Origin of the sequence: Bradyrhizobium sp. JR4.3 (assembly GCF_040547695.1) — a bacterium.
Lineage (GTDB): Bacteria > Pseudomonadota > Alphaproteobacteria > Rhizobiales > Xanthobacteraceae > Bradyrhizobium > Bradyrhizobium canariense.
Genome location: NZ_JBEPQF010000001.1, coordinates 330,869 through 346,823, shown reverse-complemented (window position 1 = coordinate 346,823; position 15,955 = coordinate 330,869). Strand labels below are relative to the sequence as shown.

Sequence of the window (15,955 nt, the reverse complement as noted above, 5' to 3'; positions counted from 1 at the left end):
GACATGTTGATTTGCTCACAGGAGCGCAACATTGGTATGGTTCCTGCAAGCACTTCGGCTTCAACCCCCCTGACAAGAACGTGAAAATGCCAAGCTCGAGACCCGACCGTATTCGCAAGCTGCTCGCCGACCTCGTCGGCTTCGACACGATCAGCGATCGCTCCAACCTGCCCCTGATCGCGCATATCGAGAGCTATCTCGCCGCGCTCGGCGTCAAGGCTGAGCGCATCGTCGACGAGACCGGACAGAAGGCTTCGCTGTGGGTCACCATTGGCCCCGAGGATCGCCCCGGCATGGTGCTGTCGGGACATACCGACGTGGTGCCCGTGGTCGGCCAGGACTGGAGCCATGATCCGTTCAAGCTGATCGAGCGCGACGGCAGGCTCTATGGCCGCGGCACTACCGACATGAAGGGTTTTGTCGCGGTGTGCCTCGCCATGGTGCCGGAGATGCTGGAAGCGAAGCTCGCGACGCCGATTCACCTGGCAATCTCCTATGACGAGGAGATCGGCTGCGTCGGCGTGCGGCCGATGCTGCGCGAGGTCGCGAAGAAACCGGTAAAGCCGCTCGGCGCCTTCATCGGCGAGCCGACCGAGATGAAGGTCATCATCGGCCACAAGGGCAAGCACGGCGTTCGCGCGACGTTTCGGGGGCTTGCGCGCCATTCCTCGATCGCGCCCGACGGGGTGAATGCGATCGAATATGCGGCCGAGCTGATTACCGAGATCCGCCGCCGCGCCGTGAAGCTCGCGGCCGTGCGAGCGACCGACAGTCTCTACGACGTTCCGCACTCGACGCTGCTCACCAGCATCGTCCATGGCGGCGCCGCGCTGAACATCGTGCCCGACACTTGCACGGTCGATTTCGAATGCCGCGGCATCGGCATCACCGAGTCGCGCGAAGTGACGGATGCGATCGTCGCCTGGGCCAAGGCCGAGCTCGAACCCGCGATGAAGGCCCGGCATCCGGAGTGCGGAATCGATTTCGAGGAGATCCTCGACTATCCCGCGCTCGACACCGCAGCCGACGCGGCCATCGTCACGCTGGCCAAGAGCCTTGCGGGGCGCAACGACCACGCCAAGGTCGCCTTCGGCACCGAGGCAAGCCTGTTCGCCAGCATGGCCGATATCCCGTCCGTCGTGATCGGCCCCGGCTCGATCGCACAGGCTCATACGCCGGACGAATTCGTGGAAATGGCCGAGCTGGAGCAATGCGCAGGCTTCGTGGAGAAGCTGATCGCGCATTGCGTGAAGGGGTGAGCGCCTTCTCGTCATTGCGAGGAGCTCTTGCGACGAAACAATCCAGACTGCCACCGTGCGAAGATTCTGGATTGCTTCGCTTCGCTCGCAATGACGAGCGTGTGGAGACACCGTAGCCCGCATGAGCGTAGCGACATGCGGGACCGCTGTCCCGGATATCGCTGCGCTCATCCGGGCTACGAACCACCTACAATGGAGCGCCTATGGTTACGGCGAAACTGAGATTTCTAGACAGCCCTGATGCGGATCCGCTTGAGGCGTTTGCGCCAAGCGGGCCCTTCGGGATTTTGGTCACTGCTATGGTCGGCCCCGCCGATGGGCCAGGACAAGAGTCGTTCGACTTCATGCTCTGCACACCTGACTGGTACGGCTCCAAGATGAAGAACGACATCACGATTGGGCGGCATTATGTCTTCACAAAGCAATTCGACTATTCTCGACTGCGAGATTTTGTCGAAGCTTATTGCGCTGAATGCTCGGGAAAGTCCTGGAAGGAAGCGGCAGAAAAAGTGGCCCGCCTCGGGAAGTGGGAATTTGAAGACTACATTCCCCTGAGCTGAACACCTTGGCGACGTGACTGGGTCCCGGCTCTGCGGAGCAGCGCTGCGCGCTCCGCCAGCGTCCGGGACACGAGCGCGGCGGATTGATCTCCGCCTTACGTCTCAGCGCTCCTGCAACGCCAGCCGCACGCCGATCGCGCAGTAGATGGTCCCGACCACCTTGCCCTGCCATTTCACGATGGCTGGATGGCGGCGTAGCGAATTGCCGAGACGGCCGGCGCCGACGGCGAACACCACCGTGCTGACGAGGCCGAGCAACACGAACACAGCGCCGAGCAGCGCGAGCTGCAGCGTCGTCGAGCCATGCTCGGGGCGGACGAACTGTGGCAGGAACGCAAGGAAGAACAACGCGGTCTTCGGATTGAGCAGCTCGGTCAGTACGGCCTGCCGGAATGCCCGCACTGCGCTGATCGCGGGCGCGCCGCCATTCACCTCGAGCGGCGTCTTGTCGAGCATGGCGCGAATGCCGAGGTAGATCAGAAAGCCTGCGCCCGCGTATTTGACGAGGCTGAACAGCAGCGCCGAGGTTGCGATGATCGCAGAGAGGCCGACGATTGCCATGGTGGTGTGGACCACGTCACCAGCCGCAATTCCCGCGCCCGTCGCGATGCCGACCCTGGTTCCCGAGCTCGCGGCGCGCGCCATGGTGAGGAGTGTCGCCGGTCCGGGAATGAAGACGAAGCCGAGGACGATGAGGATGTAGGTGATGAGCGTGGTGTGGTCGATCATGCGGGCAGCTCTCTCGTCATTCTATCTCGTGTCCAGACACGAGAGGAACGCAAGCAATGGCGCGGCCGTCAGCCGCGCCTTCGGATTCCTTAAACCGCGCCCGCCTTCTGCGCGTATTCCCACGATGCCTTCGACAGCGGCACGGTGCGCTTGGCAGATTCGAGCGCCTTGGCATTCGCTGCGGTGCCGTCGCGGACGCGGCCGGCGATGCCTTGCGTGATGCCGGCGAGGCGGAACAGGTTGTAAGCAAAGTACCAATTGAGATCAGGCACCGTCATCTTGGTGACGTTGCAATAGATCTGCGCGGCTTCCTCCACGCTCGGGATGTTGAGCGCCTTGAGGTCGGCGCCGTCCAGGCCGGGCATGACCCACTGCATCAGCAGATAGGTGAAGTCGGCCATGGGATCGCCGAGCGTCGACAATTCCCAATCGAGCACGGCCTGCACGCGCGGTTCCGTCGCATGGAAAATCATGTTGTCGAGGCGATAGTCACCGTGGACGATGGAGACACGGGCCTGCTCCGGCACGGTCTTCGGCAACCATTCGGCGACCTTCTCGAACTCCGGGATGGTCTGGGTCTCGGACGCGCGATACTGCTTGGTCCAGCGATCGATCTGGCGCGCGAAATAATTGCCGGGCTTGCCGAAGTCGCCAAGACCGATTGCGACGGGATCGAACATGTGGAGCTTGGCCAGCGTCTCGATCTTGCTTGTGAATATCTTGCGGCGGTCTTCCGGCGTCTGGCTCGGCAGTGTCGGATCCCAGAACACCCGGCCGTCTTCCATCGACATGATGTAGAAGGCCGAGCCGATGATGCTGTCGTCCTGGCACAGCGCATAGGCCTTCGCGACCGGAAAGCCCTGCTTTCCCAGCGCCGCGATCACCCGATATTCGCGATCGACCGCATGCGCCGACGGCAACAATTTGCCGAACGGTTTTCTGCGCATCACATAGGAGCGGTTCGGCGTGTCGAGCCGGTAGGTCGGGTTGGACTGGCCACCCCTAAACTGGAGGACGACCAGCGGTCCCTCATAGCCTTCGACGTTGTCGCGCATCCAGGCTTCGAGCCGCATCTCGTCGATACGATGACGCTCCTCGACGGGCTTGGTACCCGAGAATTCTTCGTCTTTCCTGACGCCGTCAGCCACGATGACGCTCCCTCTTCAGTCCGGACATGATCCTAATCGGTAACCCCCAGCGCACTTGCGTCAAGCGGTCATCCGATCACGGATCATGCCCTGTCGTTTCTTCAAATCGGGAGCGCCAGCATGCTCTCCCGCTTAATGACTGGAAGAGTTTGCATACTTCCGAACCTCGAGCCTGGCAATGGCGCGATTGTGCACCTCGTCCGGGCCGTCGGCGAGACGGAGCGTGCGGATGTGGGCGTAGTCCTTGGCAAGGCCGGCTTCGTCCGAGACGCCTGCACCGCCAAAGGCCTGGATCGCCTCGTCGATGATCTTCAGCGCCATGTTGGGGGCTGCGACCTTGATCATGGCGATCTCGGCCTGCGCGGTCTTGTTGCCGACCTTGTCCATCATGTCGGCGGCCTTGAGGCACAACAGCCGCGTCATCTCGATATTGGTGCGGGCCTCGCCGATGCGCTGCTCCCACACCGAATGCTCGACGATCCGCTTGCCGAAAGCGGTGCGCGAGGTGAGCCGCTTCACCATCTTCTCCAGCGCCTCCTCGGCCTTGCCGATGGTGCGCATGCAGTGATGGATGCGGCCGGGACCGAGCCGGCCCTGCGCGATCTCGAAGCCGCGGCCTTCACCGAGCAGGATGTTCTCCTTCGGCACCCGCACGTTCTCAAGCAGCACCTGGGCGTGGCCATGCGGCGCGTCGTCGAAGCCGAACACGGGCAGCATCTTCTCGACCTTGATGCCGGGAGTGTCGAGCGGAACCAGGATCTGCGACTGCTGCTGGTGCTTGGCCGCCTTGAAATCGGTCTTGCCCATCAGGATCGCAATCTTGCAGCGGGGATCGCCGACGCCGGACGACCACCATTTGCGGCCGTTGATGACGTAATGGTCGCCGTCCTTTACGATGCTGGTCTCGATGTTGGTGGCGTCAGACGAGGCCACCGCCGGCTCCGTCATCAGAAAGGCGGAGCGGATTTCGCCGTCCATCAGCGGACGCAGCCATTTGCGCTTCTGCTCCTTGGAGCCGTAGCGCATGAACACTTCCATGTTGCCGGTGTCGGGCGCGGAACAATTGAAGACTTCCGAAGCCCAGGAGATGTGGCCCATCTGCTCGGAAAGCAGCGCGTATTCAAGATTGGTCAGTCCCGCGCCGCGGAATTCGTCGTCCTCATGCTCGTTCGGCGGCATGAACATGTTCCAGAGGCCTTCGGCCTTCGCCTTCTTCTTGAGATCCTCGAGAACCGGGATCACCTTCCAGCGTTCGCCCGTGCGATCCTGCTCATCATAGACCGGCACCGCCGGGCGCACGTGCTTGGTCATGAAAGACCGCACGCGGTCGAGCCATTCCTTCTGCTTCGGCGACAGATCGAAATCCATGGGACGCTCCTCGTCTTTGCCAACTTGTTTTGGCGAACTTGTTTTGCGCCGGACTGTCCACCCGCATTGTGCGACCCGCAAGTGCGAATGCGCGGTTTGCGGATGCTCCGGAACCCACTCGCGCATTTGCGAACGAGTCCCGATTGCGGATTGACTTTGCCGGCCTTCAAACGATAGTTTCATACAACTGTTTGAATTGCAACTCCCTCCCCGAGGGGCTCCCATGGCCAGCGATCATACCCGGACTGCCATCCTCGCCGCCGCCGAACGGCTCTATGCCGACCGCGGGTTCGGCGACGTGACGCTGCGCGACATCGTCGCGGAGGCCAACGTCAACCTCGCGGCGGTGAATTATCATTTCGGCTCGAAGGACGAGTTGATCGCGGAGCTGTTCGTGACACGCTCGATCGCCACCAACCGCGAGCGCCTGCGCGAATTGAAGGCGGCGGAAGAACAAGGCGGCGGCCGCGCGCCGATCGAGGTGATCCTGCATGCCCTGGTCGGCCCGACGCTGCGCGGCTGCCTTGGCCCCGAGAACCAGCGCTCGACCGCGGCGCGCTTCATGATCCGCGCCTCGATCGAATCCGTGCCGCCGATCCGCCGCATCAAGAATCGCGAGATCGACCATTTGCGCAAGTTCGCCGGCGCGATGCGAAGGTCCCTGCCCGACCGCAGCGACATCGATATCTACTGGGGTCTGAACTTCGCGCTCGCCATGGCGCACCACACTATACGCGAGAGCGAGCGGCTGACGAAACTGTCGGAAGGCAAATGCGATCTCGACGATGTCGAGGACGTGGTCGCGCGCGTCGTCAGCGTGGCGACGATGGCGCTGACGGCGGGACGGACGGAGGCGAAGGCACCGTCACGGCTGGCTGCGCGTTAGCGCAACTCGTTGCCGCACTAACGGTGCGCTCCCTCGCCCCGTTCTTACGGGGAGAGGGTTGGGGTGAGGGGCCTCTCTCCGCGCATGAGATCGTCGAGGGACCTGCACCCCCTCACCCGGATCGCTGACGCGATCCGACCTCTCCCCGCGAGCGGGGCGAGGTAAGTAAGCGCGGTCACATCATCGCGATGCAGTCGATCTCGACGTCGAAGGGGCCGAACCATTCCGGCGTGCAGACGAAGATCCGCGCCGGCGGATCGCGCGGGAAATAGCGCGCATAGACGGCGTTGAACGCGGCGAAGTGTTTGGTCGAGGTGCAGTAGACGTTGCACTTCATGACATTGTCGAGGCTCGCGCCCGCCGTCTGAAGGCACAGCTTCATCTGCTCCATGATCAGCTCGCTCTGCCGCTCGATCGGCACGTCCGCGATCTCGCCCGTCTCGGGGTCGAATGGCGGCAGGCCGGCGACGAAGATCATGTTGCCGGCGCGCGTGACCGCCGAGACCGGGGCTTTCCAGCGGTCAAGGAACGTCGAGATCGGGTCGACGCGGAGCGCTTCGCGTTTAATTTCGAGATTCATGGGCGGTCACCTTCGGTGCAAGCGAGATGACGGCTTGCTACATCATCATGCAGCCGTCATGCTTCGCTTCTGATCGAAGTTTGCCCGCCAAGCCGCCTAGGCGTGCTGCGGCATCTCCTCGGCCTCTTCCTTGGCGAGCAGCAGCAGCATCTCGATGCCCATGTCGCCTTCCTGCGGCGAGCGGATGAACTTTATTTCGTCGGCGCTTTGCCGCAATGCGGCAACGATCGCGACGGCTTGGTTGGCCGTTGCCGCCTCGGTCGCCAGAATTGCCTTCTGGTTCTTGGCCTGAAACCCGATCGTGTAGGACATGCGTTCCCTCCCGGACTGAGTGGACCGATCGAATCTGAGTCGCGCGCCAAGCGGAAGCCTGTGTGAGTACGGACCGGGATTATCTGGGGATTGCGCGCAAGGCTCGCACAAGGCCGCAGGCGCGTCATGCTGACGTCACTTTTTTATCCAATGGCGATCAGGCCAAACTGCGAGGGCCGCTTCGCCGAAGCTAGATAATGCCCTGCTGCTTCAGTGCCTCGATCTTGCCGGCATCGTAGCCGAGCTTGCCGGCGAGCACCTCCTGGGTGTGCTCACCGAGCAGCGGCGGGGCGCGGTAATCCTTGATCGGGGTTTCCGAGAGCGTCAGCGCGTTGCGGATCAGCGAGAGATCGGGCTGGAAGGGATGGTCGACCTTCACCCGCATGCCGCGCGACTGGACGTGCGGATCCGAAAACACCTGCTCGAAATTGTTGATCGGGCCCGAGGGCACGCCGGCCTCCTCCAGCCTGTCCAGCCAGTAGGCGACCGGCTGCTTCAGGAACAGGCCGGCGAAGATCGCCATGATCTCCTTGCCGTGAACGACACGGTCGTTGTTCTTGAGGAAGCGCTTGTCGTTGGCGAGCTCGGGCTCGCCGAGCACGGCGCAGGTGCGCTGGAACTGGCCGTCATTGCCGACCACCAGCATCAATTCGCCGTCGGTGCAGCGGAACACGCCGGCCGGCATGCCGCCATTGCCCCAGGTACCGCGGCGCGGCGGCGTCTTGCCGTTGACGAGGTAGATCTGCAGCCAGTGCGACAACGATGCGATGACGGTGTCGAACAGGCAGACGTCGATATGCTGTCCCACGCCGTCATTGGCGTCGCGATGATAGAGCGCCGAGAGAATCCCGATCGAGGTGTTCATGCCGGTCATGTAGTCGACGATCGATGGGCCGACCTTCATCGGGCCCTCGCCGGGCTCGCCGTCGATATGGCCGGTGACGCTCATCAGGCCGCCCATCGCCTGCAGGATGGCGTCGTAGCCGGCGCGCGGCGCATAGGGGCCGGTCTGGCCGAAGCCGGTCACCGAGCAATAGATAATGCCGGGATTGATCGCCTTGATGGTCTCGTAGTCGAGGCCGTAGCGCTTGAGATCGCCGACCTTGTAGTTCTCCATGAAGACGTCGACGTCCTTGGCGAGCTCACGGATGATCGCCTGCCCCTCGGGCTTGGCGATGTTGACCGTGACCGACTTCTTGTTGCGGTTGGCGCAGAGGTAAAACGAGTTGTTGTTGTTGGCTCCGCCATCAGGGTCGGTCAGATAGGGCGGGCCGAAGGCGCGCGCGTCGTCGCCGGTGCCCGGCCGCTCGATCTTGATCACCTCCGCGCCCAAATCGCCCAGCATCTGGGCCGACAAAGGCCCGGCAAGCACGCGGGTGAGGTCAAGGATCTTGATGCCTGAGAGCGGCAGGGCCGACATGTCGAATTCCTCCGGGAACTGGATCTTGGCGCGGCCGCGAGATCGCGGGCCGCGCTCCCTGCGGATACACCATTTTGGCGGCCCGAGCACTGCACTGTGGGCATACGGCCATCCGCGCGCCCGCCCGGCGCAGGTCACAGTGCGGTGAATTTCCGCCGCGCGAATATTCTCAGGTCACGGCCGCTGCGGCCACCTGCGGCCGTCGGCGGCCGAGCAGGACCAGGATCAGCACCGTGGCGCAGGAGCAGACCAAGGTGAGACCGAGCGCGCCGCGGCTGCCGAACTGGGTGAGCAGGCCGACAAGGAGCGGCGGCGAGACCGCGGAGGCGAGATTGAGCGGCAGCGCGATCATCGACATCGCCTTGGCGAATTCGGTCTGATCGTAGAACACGAGCGGGATCGTCGCCCGCGCCACCGCCATTGCACCGCTGCCGGCGCCATAGAGCAGGATGAAGGCCGCAACCGCCCAGGTCGCGCCCTCGCTCGTCATCAGCAGCAGCATGGCGACCGGGAGCGCCGTACCGGCAACGAGCCCGGTCGTGATTCCATCCCATCGCCCTCCGCCGAGAAAATCGAGCCCGCGGGCGCTGACCTGGATCACGCCCAGCATCGAGCCGAACGCAAGCGCCTGCGCCGGGGGAAGCCCCTCCGCCCGGAGCAACTCGATCATGATGGCGCCGATGCCGAAATTGACGAAGGCGTTCAGTGTGATCGCGGCGGCGACGAGGCTGAAGGTGCTCCTGGGAATCGCAGGCGGCGGCGAGGATTTCACCGGCTCACCGCCATGATCACCGGCGATTTTCCGGCGCGGTGCAAAGAATGCATAGAGCGGAAGGTTGATGACGATCATCATCGCCGCGTAGACGAGGCACGTGCCGCGCCAGCCGAGCAGACCGCTGAGGAACGACGTCGTCGGCCAGAAGATGCTGCTCGACAGGCCCGTCACCAGCATGAGCGCGCCGATCGCGTTCTTGGCCTGCCGCCCGGCGACCTCGTTCAGCATGATATAGGCACCGGTCGAAAGCGTGGCGCTGCCGGCGATGCCAAGGACGATCCAGGCCGCGAAATACAGCAACGGCTCGCGCGCGAGGGACAGCAGTATGAAGCCCGGCACGGTGAGGACCGTGCCTGAGATCATCACCTTTCGTGCGCCGTGCCGCGCAAACGACTTGGCGAGCCAGGGCGCGCACAGCCCCATCGACACATAGAGAACGGACGTCCCGGCGAACACCGCCGGCAGGCTCATGCCGAGATCGGCCGCGAGATCGCGTCCGACAATGGCGGGAAGGCCGATCGTCCCCCACCCGACAAGCTGGGAGACCGCGAGCACCAGCAGGACCCCGATGAGCCTGCTGTCAGATTTCAGAAACCGCATTCCAACTGTCGCCTGCCCGGCAGGCGCAGATCACGCCTGTGACGGCAGTCTTACCCGGAGACTCAGCGCACGGAAACGCCGGCCGACGAATGGCAGCAGGCGGCCGGGAGCATGTCAGGAGGCGGCAGGAGCTCCCTGCCCCGCGAGCCCGAGCAGGGATCGCGCCTCGGCCGCAGTCGCCACGCGCCGGCCGTGGCGCGCGACAGCCTCACCGGCGATGGCCACGAGCTCCGCGTTGCTGGCCGCGAGGCGCGCCTTGTCGATCCTGATATTGTCCTCGAGTCCGGTGCGGACCGCATCGGCGCCCCGCGCCAGCGCCCAGCCCATGACCTCGGCCTGGTGGCGTCCGATCCCAGCTGCCGTCCACGTCGCCTTCGGGATCAGGCGCCTGAGCTCTCCCAGCAGGATGTCGAGGACATGCTCGTCCGCAGGCATGGCGTTCTTGACGCCCATGACGAACTGCACGTGCGGATGCTGGTCGATCAGCCCCGCCTCGATCAGACGGCGGGCACCATGCAGATGCGACAAATCGAAGATCTCGATTTCCGGCCGGATGCCATTCGCCTTCATCCCGGTGGCGAGCGTCTCGACCAGCGCGGCACTGTTCTCGTAGACGATGGTCGGAAAGTTCACCGATCCCGTGGACAGCGAGGCCATGTCCGGCTTCAGGTAGAGCGACGATCCGCGCGCCGAGGGATCGCGGCCCCGCCCGCCGGTCGAGAACTGAACGATCATCCCAGGACAGTGCTTTTTGATCCCCGCCTGCACCAGGGCGAAACGCTCGGGATCGGAGGACGGCGTCTCGTCATCGTTGCGCACATGGATATGGGCGAGCGTGGCACCGGCTTCGAACGCCTGGTGCGTCGACTCGATCTGCTCGGACGGCAGGATCGGGACGGCGGGATTGTCCTTCTTGCGCGGAACGGAGCCGGTGATTGCGACGGCAATGACAGCAGGGTTCATCTTGCAACCTCATATTGATTGCGCTCACGCGCACAAATTCGGATCGGCAGCCTGACTATGCAGTGAGGCCCTGCCGCCGCGAACATCATCGATCGCGGCGGCAGTTGCCTCTATCATACGCGTCAGGTCCGAACCGTGGCAGCCCCGCTCACCGCATCGCCGGCGCGCTGACGGTCATAATCTGCCCGCGGCATCGGAACCGCATTGGGATTGCCGAGATCGTCGATCCTGATCCGATAGGTTTCCCGCGCGGTCAGGGCCGCCAGCGCGGCGATGATCGTGATAGCGAAGGCAATCGCCCCCACCGTCAACGGAATGTTGGTCGAGCCGGGAGGCGCGACGGTCGCAAACAGGGCGGGAAGCAATGCAGTGATTGTCGTGCCGATGTTCTGCGAGATCGCCATGGCCGACACGCGGGTGCGGGTCGGAAACAGTTCGGGGTAGAAGCTCGGGAAAATCGCGTTGTAGCCCTGATAGACGACGCCCCACATCAGCAGCGACACCAATATCGCGAGCGGCACATTCCTGATGCTGATGGCATAGAGATAACAAAAGGCGAGCAAACCGGAGAGAAGCGCGCCTACGATGATCGGAGGCTTGCGGCCGACCTTGTCGGAGAGATTGCCGACGAAGGGAATGACGAACACGGCCAGCATGTTTCCGAGGACCGGGATCCAAAGATAGACGTCCTTGGCAAAACCGATCCCGTAGGCCGGCTGCACCGCATAGGCCGCGCCGAAGATGGTCGCAACGACAGGAATGACATTCATCAGCGCCATGCAGATGACCCTGAGCATGTCGCGCCAGCTCAGCTTGATGGCCTGGACGATGGGCGCGCGCGGAGCTTCTCCCCGCTCGCCCTCGCGGGCAAAAGCAGGGGTCTCGTCGACTTCACGACGAATGATGTAGCCCGCGACGATGACGAAGAAGCTGAGCAGAAAGGGAATCCGCCAGCCCCAGCTGTTGAAGGCCTCGGTCGGCATATAGGCCGCCAACGGCAGGAAGATTGCTGCGGCGAGGATCTGTCCGGCCTGCACCCCCTGAAGGGCGAAGCTGGCATAGAAGCCCCGCCGACCGAACGGCGCGTGCTCCAAGATCATCGAGCTTGCGCCTGAGATTTCGCCGGCCACGGCAAATCCCTGCACGAGGCGCAGAATGACGAGCAGAATTGGCGCCAGGATGCCAACCTGCTGGTAGGTCGGCAGGATACCCACGGCCATCGTCGAGATGCCCATCAGGAACATGCAGATGATGAGAACCGTCTTGCGGCCATGGGTGTCGCCCCACTGTCCGAGCACGAAGGCACCGATGGGACGAGCCACATAGCCGACGCCATAGGTCGCCAGCGACGCAACGATCGCGACGGTGGGATTCTCCGACGGGAAGAAGATTTGCGGGAAGATCAGCGACGCGGCGGTCGCGTAGATGAAGAAGTCATAATATTCGAGAGCCGACCCGATCCAGCCGCTGGCAGCGGCTTTCCTGGACTGACTCATCTGATGGATCGCGGTCATCTCAAGATTCCTCCCTTGGGTTTTGCTGACGTCCCGTTGACGGGCTTCGCTCAAAATTGGGCAGCACTCTCCGGCCGCTCTGCGGAGTTTCGCGAGCGCTTGTCATTGCCGATGGGTGTCTGCTTGGTGGCGACGATAGGCTTTCGCCGGGCTAACACAATTACCCAGTTATGCGACAAACCTAACATGATGTTATTTGCGCGCCAGGCGCAGATCACGCCTCTAGGGTCCTCTTAGCTGCAAATCGCAGAATAGAGGAATGTCGGTTCCGAATGGTGTGGAGCGCCCTTCGCAGAACAGCGGGGTGGGAGGCGGTTGACATTGGACCATTGCATGGTCCATTTTATGAAACGTGAGGAAGGACAATGAGATGCGGGTCTCCGTCACCGACGCAAAAGGACAATTGACCGATCTTGTCCGCCGCGCAGAGGCCGGCGACGAGGTGATCCTGACGCGGCATGGACATCCCGCGGTGCGGCTCGTCCCGGTCAGGCTTCCGCCGGACCGCGCCGCCCGCCGGACCGTGCTCGAGGCGGCGCGAAGGACCGGCGGGGCCAAAGCTATCCCCGGACCGAGCGCCGCGCGCAGTCAGGACTTTCTTTTCGGCGATGACGGACTGCCGGAATGATCGCGCTCGATACCTCCGCGCTGATGGCGATCGTGCTCGACGAACCGCAGGCCGATGCTTGCATCACCGCGCTGGAAACCGCCGACGAAATCCTGATCTCGGCGGCCTCCATTGCAGAAAGCCTGATCGTCGCGGCACGGCGGGGCGTCGACGAAGAAATGAACAAGCTGATCAACGATCTCGGTTTGAACGTGATCTCGGTGACCCAAGCATCGGCCGAACGCGTGGCGCAGATCTACTCGCGTTGGGGCAAAGGCATTCGTCCTGCCGGTCTCAACTTTGGTGACTGCTTCGCCTACGATGTCGCCAAGGAGCATGGCTGCGCACTTCTTTACGTCGGCGACGACTTTGCCAAGACGGATATCGTTGCGGCGGCGTAAGTCGACGACTGCCGGGGCGGCGACTTACCGGCCGAACAGAAAAGCCGCGGGGCACCCGTCAGGCTGTATGGCCGGGATCGACGTGCTTCGGCGTTTTCTTGTCGCGTTGGGGCGTCATCTTGGCCGGATCCGGCGCATCCGGCACGCCACGCGGCCCGAGCTGGTCGCGCTGAATGTCGTCTTCGGAGCGGGAGGGTTCAATGCCGTTCGGCTCACGGGGCTTGGTCATCGCAGCCTCCTGAAGTGTTCTGCTCGGAGTGTCCGGTCAAATTCCCAGCGCGTTCTCGCCGGCTTCGCGGCCGGGCACGCTGACATGGACTTCGTGTCCCTCGCGAAGCGCCAGCGATGCTGCGGCAACCGCCGACTCGAAAGCCGCCTCCTTGGTGCTGTATCTGTTCTTGACGTCGCCGTCGTGCAGCACGCCCCATTCGTCCTGCACCGGCACGATCGTGTATTGCGCGAGGCCCATGGTGTAACTCCTCGAGATCTATCGCTGCGTGAGCTGCGGGTGCGCGGCGGTCACGCGCCAAACCGTGTTGCCGCTGTCGTCGGCGACCAGCAGCGCGCCGGTCTTGTCGATGGCGACACCGACGGGCCGCCCGCGCGCGTGGTTGTCGCTGTTGAGGAAGCCGGTGACGACATCCTGCGGCGGGCCGCTCGGCTTGCCGTCCGTGAACGGCACGAACACGACCTTGTAGCCGTTCAAGACCTGCCTGTTCCAACTGCCGTGCTCGCCGACGAAGGCGCCGCCGCGATAGGCGGGCGGCAAACTCGCGCTCGTGTTGAAAGCCATTCCAAGCGGCGCGACATGCGAGCTCAGCGCGTAGTCAGGCACGATCGCTTTGGCAACGAGGTCGGGTCGCTCCGGCTTGACGCGAGGATCGACGTGCTGGCCGTAATAGCTGTAGGGCCAGCCATAGAAGCCGCCGTCCTTCACCGATGTCATGTAGTCCGGCACGAGATCGGGACCGAGCTCGTCGCGCTCGTTCACCACCGTCCATAGCGCCCCGGTCTGCGGCTCGAAGCTGAGACCGTTGGGATTGCGCAAGCCGCTCGCGAAGATGCGCCAGCGGCCGCTGGCACGGTCGACCTCGAGGATCGCGGCGCGATTGTGCTCGGCCTCCATGCCGTTCTCGGTGATGTTGCTGTTGGAGCCGACGCCGGCATACAACTTTGAACCGTCGGGGCTCGCGACCAGGCTCTTGGTCCAGTGATGGTCGATCGGTCCGCCCGGCAGCGGCGTCAGTACCGTGCCCGGCGCGGTGATCTTGGTATCGCCTTCGGTGTAGGGATATCTGACGATCGCATCGGTGTTGGCGACATAGAGATCGTTGCCGACCAGCGCGACGCCGAACGGCGAGTTGAGATGGTCGAGGAAGACGCTTTGCGTATCCGGGACGCCGTCGCCGTTGCTGTCGCGCAGCAGCGTGATGCGGTTGCTCTCGCCGGTGTCGCCGCCGGATGTCGCCCAGGACTCGACATATCCCATCACGATTTCCTTGGGCCGCTTGATCGGAGCACCCTTCGGCGCCTTGGATTCCACCACCAGCACGTCGCCGTTGGGAAGCACGTAGAGAAATCGGGGGTGCTGCAAGCCGGTCGCGAAGGCCTTGGCCTGCAAGCCCTGCGCAACGGCCGGGGTCTCGTCCTTTTTCCAGCCGACGATGCGGGCGATGTGCATCGGGGGCAGCCAATATTGCTGGATGTCGGGCAGCGTCGGGTTGGCGCCGGTTTGCGCCTTGGGATCGCCACTGCCGTCATTGCAGCCGGCGAGACACAGCAGCGAGGCGCACAACAGCGCCCTAGCGATTGCGGAGTTCATCGCGCAACTCCTACACCGTGGCGATACACCATGGCCCAGCCGAGCCAGCCGGTGACCGGCAGGATCAATACGGTGATGGCTGAAAGAATGAGCCCGGTCGGCCACACCGAGGTCCAGGCATCGCGCGTGTGGATCAACGCATTGATGGTTGCCAGGATCAGCGCCAGCGCGTTGCCGATCAGATGCGGCCAGGCTGGCGCCTGTGCCCGCACCAGGCGGTTGCCGAGGAAATCGGTCAGGCCGGCGATGGCGGCCAGCACGCCGAAGATGACGCCGACGACCAGAAGCCAGGCCGAAAAATCCGCCCACATGATCTCGGCACTGACGACATAGGCGATGTCGGTCAGCGGCGCCCCGATGAAGCACGCGATTGGGATCGGCACCAGCATCGGATGAATCGGATGGCCTGCGATTTGCGCGGTCGAGCGCACACGCAAATTGTCTTGCACGATTGACCTCGTGTGACTTTCGCCCCGCCCGACGGCCAACTCATGCTGGCGGTGAAGGTTCCTACGCTTGCGCAGTCACCGGCGTGCCGCCTGATACGCCGCGGACGCCCGCTTCCCCGGGCTAACCGACGATTTGCATCAGATGCACGCCGGCATCCGCCATGTCGTCGCGAGCTCGTGCCCTCGAAAAACGCAACGCAATTTGAACTCAGTGATCCCCGATCCCCGCAACGCCGATACCGGTTATCGCAATGCCGCCCACACCGTCACCGGCCGTCCTGTCGAAATGCCAAGCTCCAGCCGACATTGGGACTGACCTGCCCCCGGAGAGGGTCGGTCCATCGAGATGCAACAATTGTTGGGATGGAGCGGGTGAAGGGAATCGAACCCTCGTATTCAGCTTGGAAGGCTGCTGCTCTACCATTGAGCTACACCCGCGACAGGGGCTCCCTAACACGGCCGGGCGGCGGTCTCAACTGCCCAAGATCAACGGCCCAACACAAGATCAACTGCCCAAGAGTCGGCTTTCCAGCGCCTTCCCGGCCCTGCGAACAGCCGCTGG

General features: G+C 63.5%; 18 protein-coding genes and 1 tRNA gene. 5 read left to right on the top strand and 14 right to left on the bottom strand.

Annotated elements, in window-relative coordinates:
- The first annotated feature begins 86 nt into the window (after positions 1 to 86).
- Entirely contained in the window at positions 87 to 1,259 is a 1,173-nt protein-coding gene (gene argE / locus ABIB91_RS01810) for an acetylornithine deacetylase (RefSeq protein ID WP_354158813.1), read from the top strand.
- 203 nt (positions 1,260 to 1,462) lie between these two features.
- On the top strand, positions 1,463 to 1,819 hold the full coding sequence (locus tag ABIB91_RS01805) for an immunity 8 family protein (protein ID WP_354158814.1): 357 nt from the start codon (positions 1,463 to 1,465) through the stop codon (positions 1,817 to 1,819).
- Positions 1,820 to 1,921: 102 nt separating this feature from the next.
- Here ABIB91_RS01805 and ABIB91_RS01800 read toward each other — a convergent pair whose 3' ends face one another.
- From ABIB91_RS01800 to ABIB91_RS01790, 3 genes are all read right to left on the bottom strand, one after another.
- Positions 1,922 to 2,548: a LysE family translocator gene (locus tag ABIB91_RS01800; protein WP_354158816.1), complete on the bottom strand. Its 627-nt coding sequence runs from the start codon at positions 2,546 to 2,548 to the stop codon at positions 1,922 to 1,924.
- Between the two features lie 89 nt (positions 2,549 to 2,637).
- Complete coding sequence (locus tag ABIB91_RS01795) at positions 2,638 to 3,696, bottom strand: phosphotransferase family protein (protein WP_007611655.1); 1,059 nt, start codon at positions 3,694 to 3,696, stop codon at positions 2,638 to 2,640.
- Positions 3,697 to 3,828: 132 nt separating this feature from the next.
- Positions 3,829 to 5,064: an acyl-CoA dehydrogenase family protein gene (locus tag ABIB91_RS01790; RefSeq protein WP_219683761.1), complete on the bottom strand. Its 1,236-nt coding sequence runs from the start codon at positions 5,062 to 5,064 to the stop codon at positions 3,829 to 3,831.
- Between the two features lie 223 nt (positions 5,065 to 5,287).
- On the opposite strand from ABIB91_RS01790, the gene ABIB91_RS01785 reads away from it, so the two are divergent.
- Positions 5,288 to 5,950, top strand: a complete 663-nt coding sequence (locus tag ABIB91_RS01785; protein ID WP_219683762.1) for a TetR/AcrR family transcriptional regulator — start codon at positions 5,288 to 5,290, stop codon at positions 5,948 to 5,950.
- Between the two features lie 175 nt (positions 5,951 to 6,125).
- Here ABIB91_RS01785 and ABIB91_RS01780 read toward each other — a convergent pair whose 3' ends face one another.
- The 6 genes from ABIB91_RS01780 to ABIB91_RS01755 all read right to left on the bottom strand — a co-directional run bounded on the left by ABIB91_RS01780 (position 6,126) and on the right by ABIB91_RS01755 (position 12,114).
- Positions 6,126 to 6,530, bottom strand: a complete 405-nt coding sequence (locus ABIB91_RS01780) for a RidA family protein (protein ID WP_354158819.1) — start codon at positions 6,528 to 6,530, stop codon at positions 6,126 to 6,128.
- Between the two features lie 96 nt (positions 6,531 to 6,626).
- Positions 6,627 to 6,842 carry a hypothetical protein gene (locus ABIB91_RS01775; protein ID WP_007602925.1) on the bottom strand — a complete coding sequence of 72 codons (216 nt, stop codon included), beginning with the start codon at positions 6,840 to 6,842 and terminating at the stop codon, positions 6,627 to 6,629.
- A gap of 190 nt (positions 6,843 to 7,032) precedes the next feature.
- Positions 7,033 to 8,262, bottom strand: coding sequence for a CaiB/BaiF CoA transferase family protein (locus ABIB91_RS01770; RefSeq protein WP_354128763.1), 1,230 nt, complete (start codon positions 8,260 to 8,262; stop codon positions 7,033 to 7,035).
- Positions 8,263 to 8,431: 169 nt separating this feature from the next.
- The gene (locus ABIB91_RS01765; RefSeq protein WP_354158822.1) at positions 8,432 to 9,637 is read right to left on the bottom strand and encodes an MFS transporter; all 1,206 of its coding nucleotides are present in this window, start codon (positions 9,635 to 9,637) and stop codon (positions 8,432 to 8,434) included.
- A gap of 114 nt (positions 9,638 to 9,751) precedes the next feature.
- Positions 9,752 to 10,600, bottom strand: a complete 849-nt coding sequence (locus tag ABIB91_RS01760; RefSeq protein WP_354158824.1) for a 3-oxoadipate:acetyl-CoA acetyltransferase — start codon at positions 10,598 to 10,600, stop codon at positions 9,752 to 9,754.
- Between the two features lie 122 nt (positions 10,601 to 10,722).
- Positions 10,723 to 12,114, bottom strand: coding sequence for an MFS transporter (locus ABIB91_RS01755; RefSeq protein ID WP_354158826.1), 1,392 nt, complete (start codon positions 12,112 to 12,114; stop codon positions 10,723 to 10,725).
- 370 nt (positions 12,115 to 12,484) lie between these two features.
- Between ABIB91_RS01755 and ABIB91_RS01750 the strand changes: the two genes are divergently transcribed.
- Together ABIB91_RS01750 and ABIB91_RS01745 are read left to right on the top strand one after the other, a co-directional pair.
- Entirely contained in the window at positions 12,485 to 12,742 is a 258-nt protein-coding gene (locus ABIB91_RS01750) for a type II toxin-antitoxin system Phd/YefM family antitoxin (RefSeq protein WP_007602915.1), read from the top strand.
- Entirely contained in the window at positions 12,739 to 13,122 is a 384-nt protein-coding gene (locus ABIB91_RS01745; RefSeq protein ID WP_007602914.1) for a type II toxin-antitoxin system VapC family toxin, read from the top strand. Before ABIB91_RS01750 ends, ABIB91_RS01745 begins: the two co-directional genes overlap by 4 nt.
- A gap of 58 nt (positions 13,123 to 13,180) precedes the next feature.
- Here ABIB91_RS01745 and ABIB91_RS01740 read toward each other — a convergent pair whose 3' ends face one another.
- The 5 genes from ABIB91_RS01740 to ABIB91_RS01720 all read right to left on the bottom strand — a co-directional run bounded on the left by ABIB91_RS01740 (position 13,181) and on the right by ABIB91_RS01720 (position 15,831).
- Positions 13,181 to 13,351, bottom strand: a complete 171-nt coding sequence (locus ABIB91_RS01740; protein ID WP_219683770.1) for a hypothetical protein — start codon at positions 13,349 to 13,351, stop codon at positions 13,181 to 13,183.
- A gap of 36 nt (positions 13,352 to 13,387) precedes the next feature.
- The gene (locus tag ABIB91_RS01735; protein WP_007611681.1) at positions 13,388 to 13,591 is read right to left on the bottom strand and encodes a hypothetical protein; all 204 of its coding nucleotides are present in this window, start codon (positions 13,589 to 13,591) and stop codon (positions 13,388 to 13,390) included.
- An 18-nt stretch (positions 13,592 to 13,609) separates the two neighbouring features.
- Complete coding sequence (locus tag ABIB91_RS01730; protein WP_354158829.1) at positions 13,610 to 14,944, bottom strand: PQQ-dependent sugar dehydrogenase; 1,335 nt, start codon at positions 14,942 to 14,944, stop codon at positions 13,610 to 13,612.
- On the bottom strand, positions 14,941 to 15,393 hold the full coding sequence (locus tag ABIB91_RS01725; protein WP_354158831.1) for a DUF2231 domain-containing protein: 453 nt from the start codon (positions 15,391 to 15,393) through the stop codon (positions 14,941 to 14,943). Before ABIB91_RS01725 ends, ABIB91_RS01730 begins: the two co-directional genes overlap by 4 nt.
- A gap of 364 nt (positions 15,394 to 15,757) precedes the next feature.
- Positions 15,758 to 15,831, bottom strand: a tRNA-Gly gene (locus tag ABIB91_RS01720).
- Positions 15,832 to 15,955: the final 124 nt, after the last annotated feature.

Excerpts from the sequence above, each read along its gene's own strand:
- ABIB91_RS01775 (WP_007602925.1), bottom strand. The coding sequence starts at position 6,842 with ATGTCCTACACGATCGGGTTTCAGGCCAAGAACCAGAAGGCAATTCTG.
- ABIB91_RS01760 (WP_354158824.1), bottom strand. The coding sequence starts at position 10,600 with ATGAACCCTGCTGTCATTGCCGTCGCAATCACCGGCTCCGTTCCGCGC.
- ABIB91_RS01745 (WP_007602914.1), top strand. The coding sequence starts at position 12,739 with ATGATCGCGCTCGATACCTCCGCGCTGATGGCGATCGTGCTCGACGAA.
- ABIB91_RS01740 (WP_219683770.1), bottom strand. The coding sequence starts at position 13,351 with ATGACCAAGCCCCGTGAGCCGAACGGCATTGAACCCTCCCGCTCCGAA.
- ABIB91_RS01770 (WP_354128763.1), bottom strand. The coding sequence starts at position 8,262 with ATGTCGGCCCTGCCGCTCTCAGGCATCAAGATCCTTGACCTCACCCGC.
- ABIB91_RS01805 (WP_354158814.1), top strand. The coding sequence starts at position 1,463 with ATGGTTACGGCGAAACTGAGATTTCTAGACAGCCCTGATGCGGATCCG.
- ABIB91_RS01750 (WP_007602915.1), top strand. The coding sequence starts at position 12,485 with ATGCGGGTCTCCGTCACCGACGCAAAAGGACAATTGACCGATCTTGTC.
- ABIB91_RS01755 (WP_354158826.1), bottom strand. The coding sequence starts at position 12,114 with ATGACCGCGATCCATCAGATGAGTCAGTCCAGGAAAGCCGCTGCCAGC.
- ABIB91_RS01790 (WP_219683761.1), bottom strand. The coding sequence starts at position 5,064 with ATGGATTTCGATCTGTCGCCGAAGCAGAAGGAATGGCTCGACCGCGTG.
- argE (WP_354158813.1), top strand. The coding sequence starts at position 87 with ATGCCAAGCTCGAGACCCGACCGTATTCGCAAGCTGCTCGCCGACCTC.
- ABIB91_RS01780 (WP_354158819.1), bottom strand. The coding sequence starts at position 6,530 with ATGAATCTCGAAATTAAACGCGAAGCGCTCCGCGTCGACCCGATCTCG.
- ABIB91_RS01800 (WP_354158816.1), bottom strand. The coding sequence starts at position 2,548 with ATGATCGACCACACCACGCTCATCACCTACATCCTCATCGTCCTCGGC.
- ABIB91_RS01765 (WP_354158822.1), bottom strand. The coding sequence starts at position 9,637 with ATGCGGTTTCTGAAATCTGACAGCAGGCTCATCGGGGTCCTGCTGGTG.
- ABIB91_RS01785 (WP_219683762.1), top strand. The coding sequence starts at position 5,288 with ATGGCCAGCGATCATACCCGGACTGCCATCCTCGCCGCCGCCGAACGG.
- ABIB91_RS01735 (WP_007611681.1), bottom strand. The coding sequence starts at position 13,591 with ATGGGCCTCGCGCAATACACGATCGTGCCGGTGCAGGACGAATGGGGC.
- ABIB91_RS01730 (WP_354158829.1), bottom strand. The coding sequence starts at position 14,944 with ATGAACTCCGCAATCGCTAGGGCGCTGTTGTGCGCCTCGCTGCTGTGT.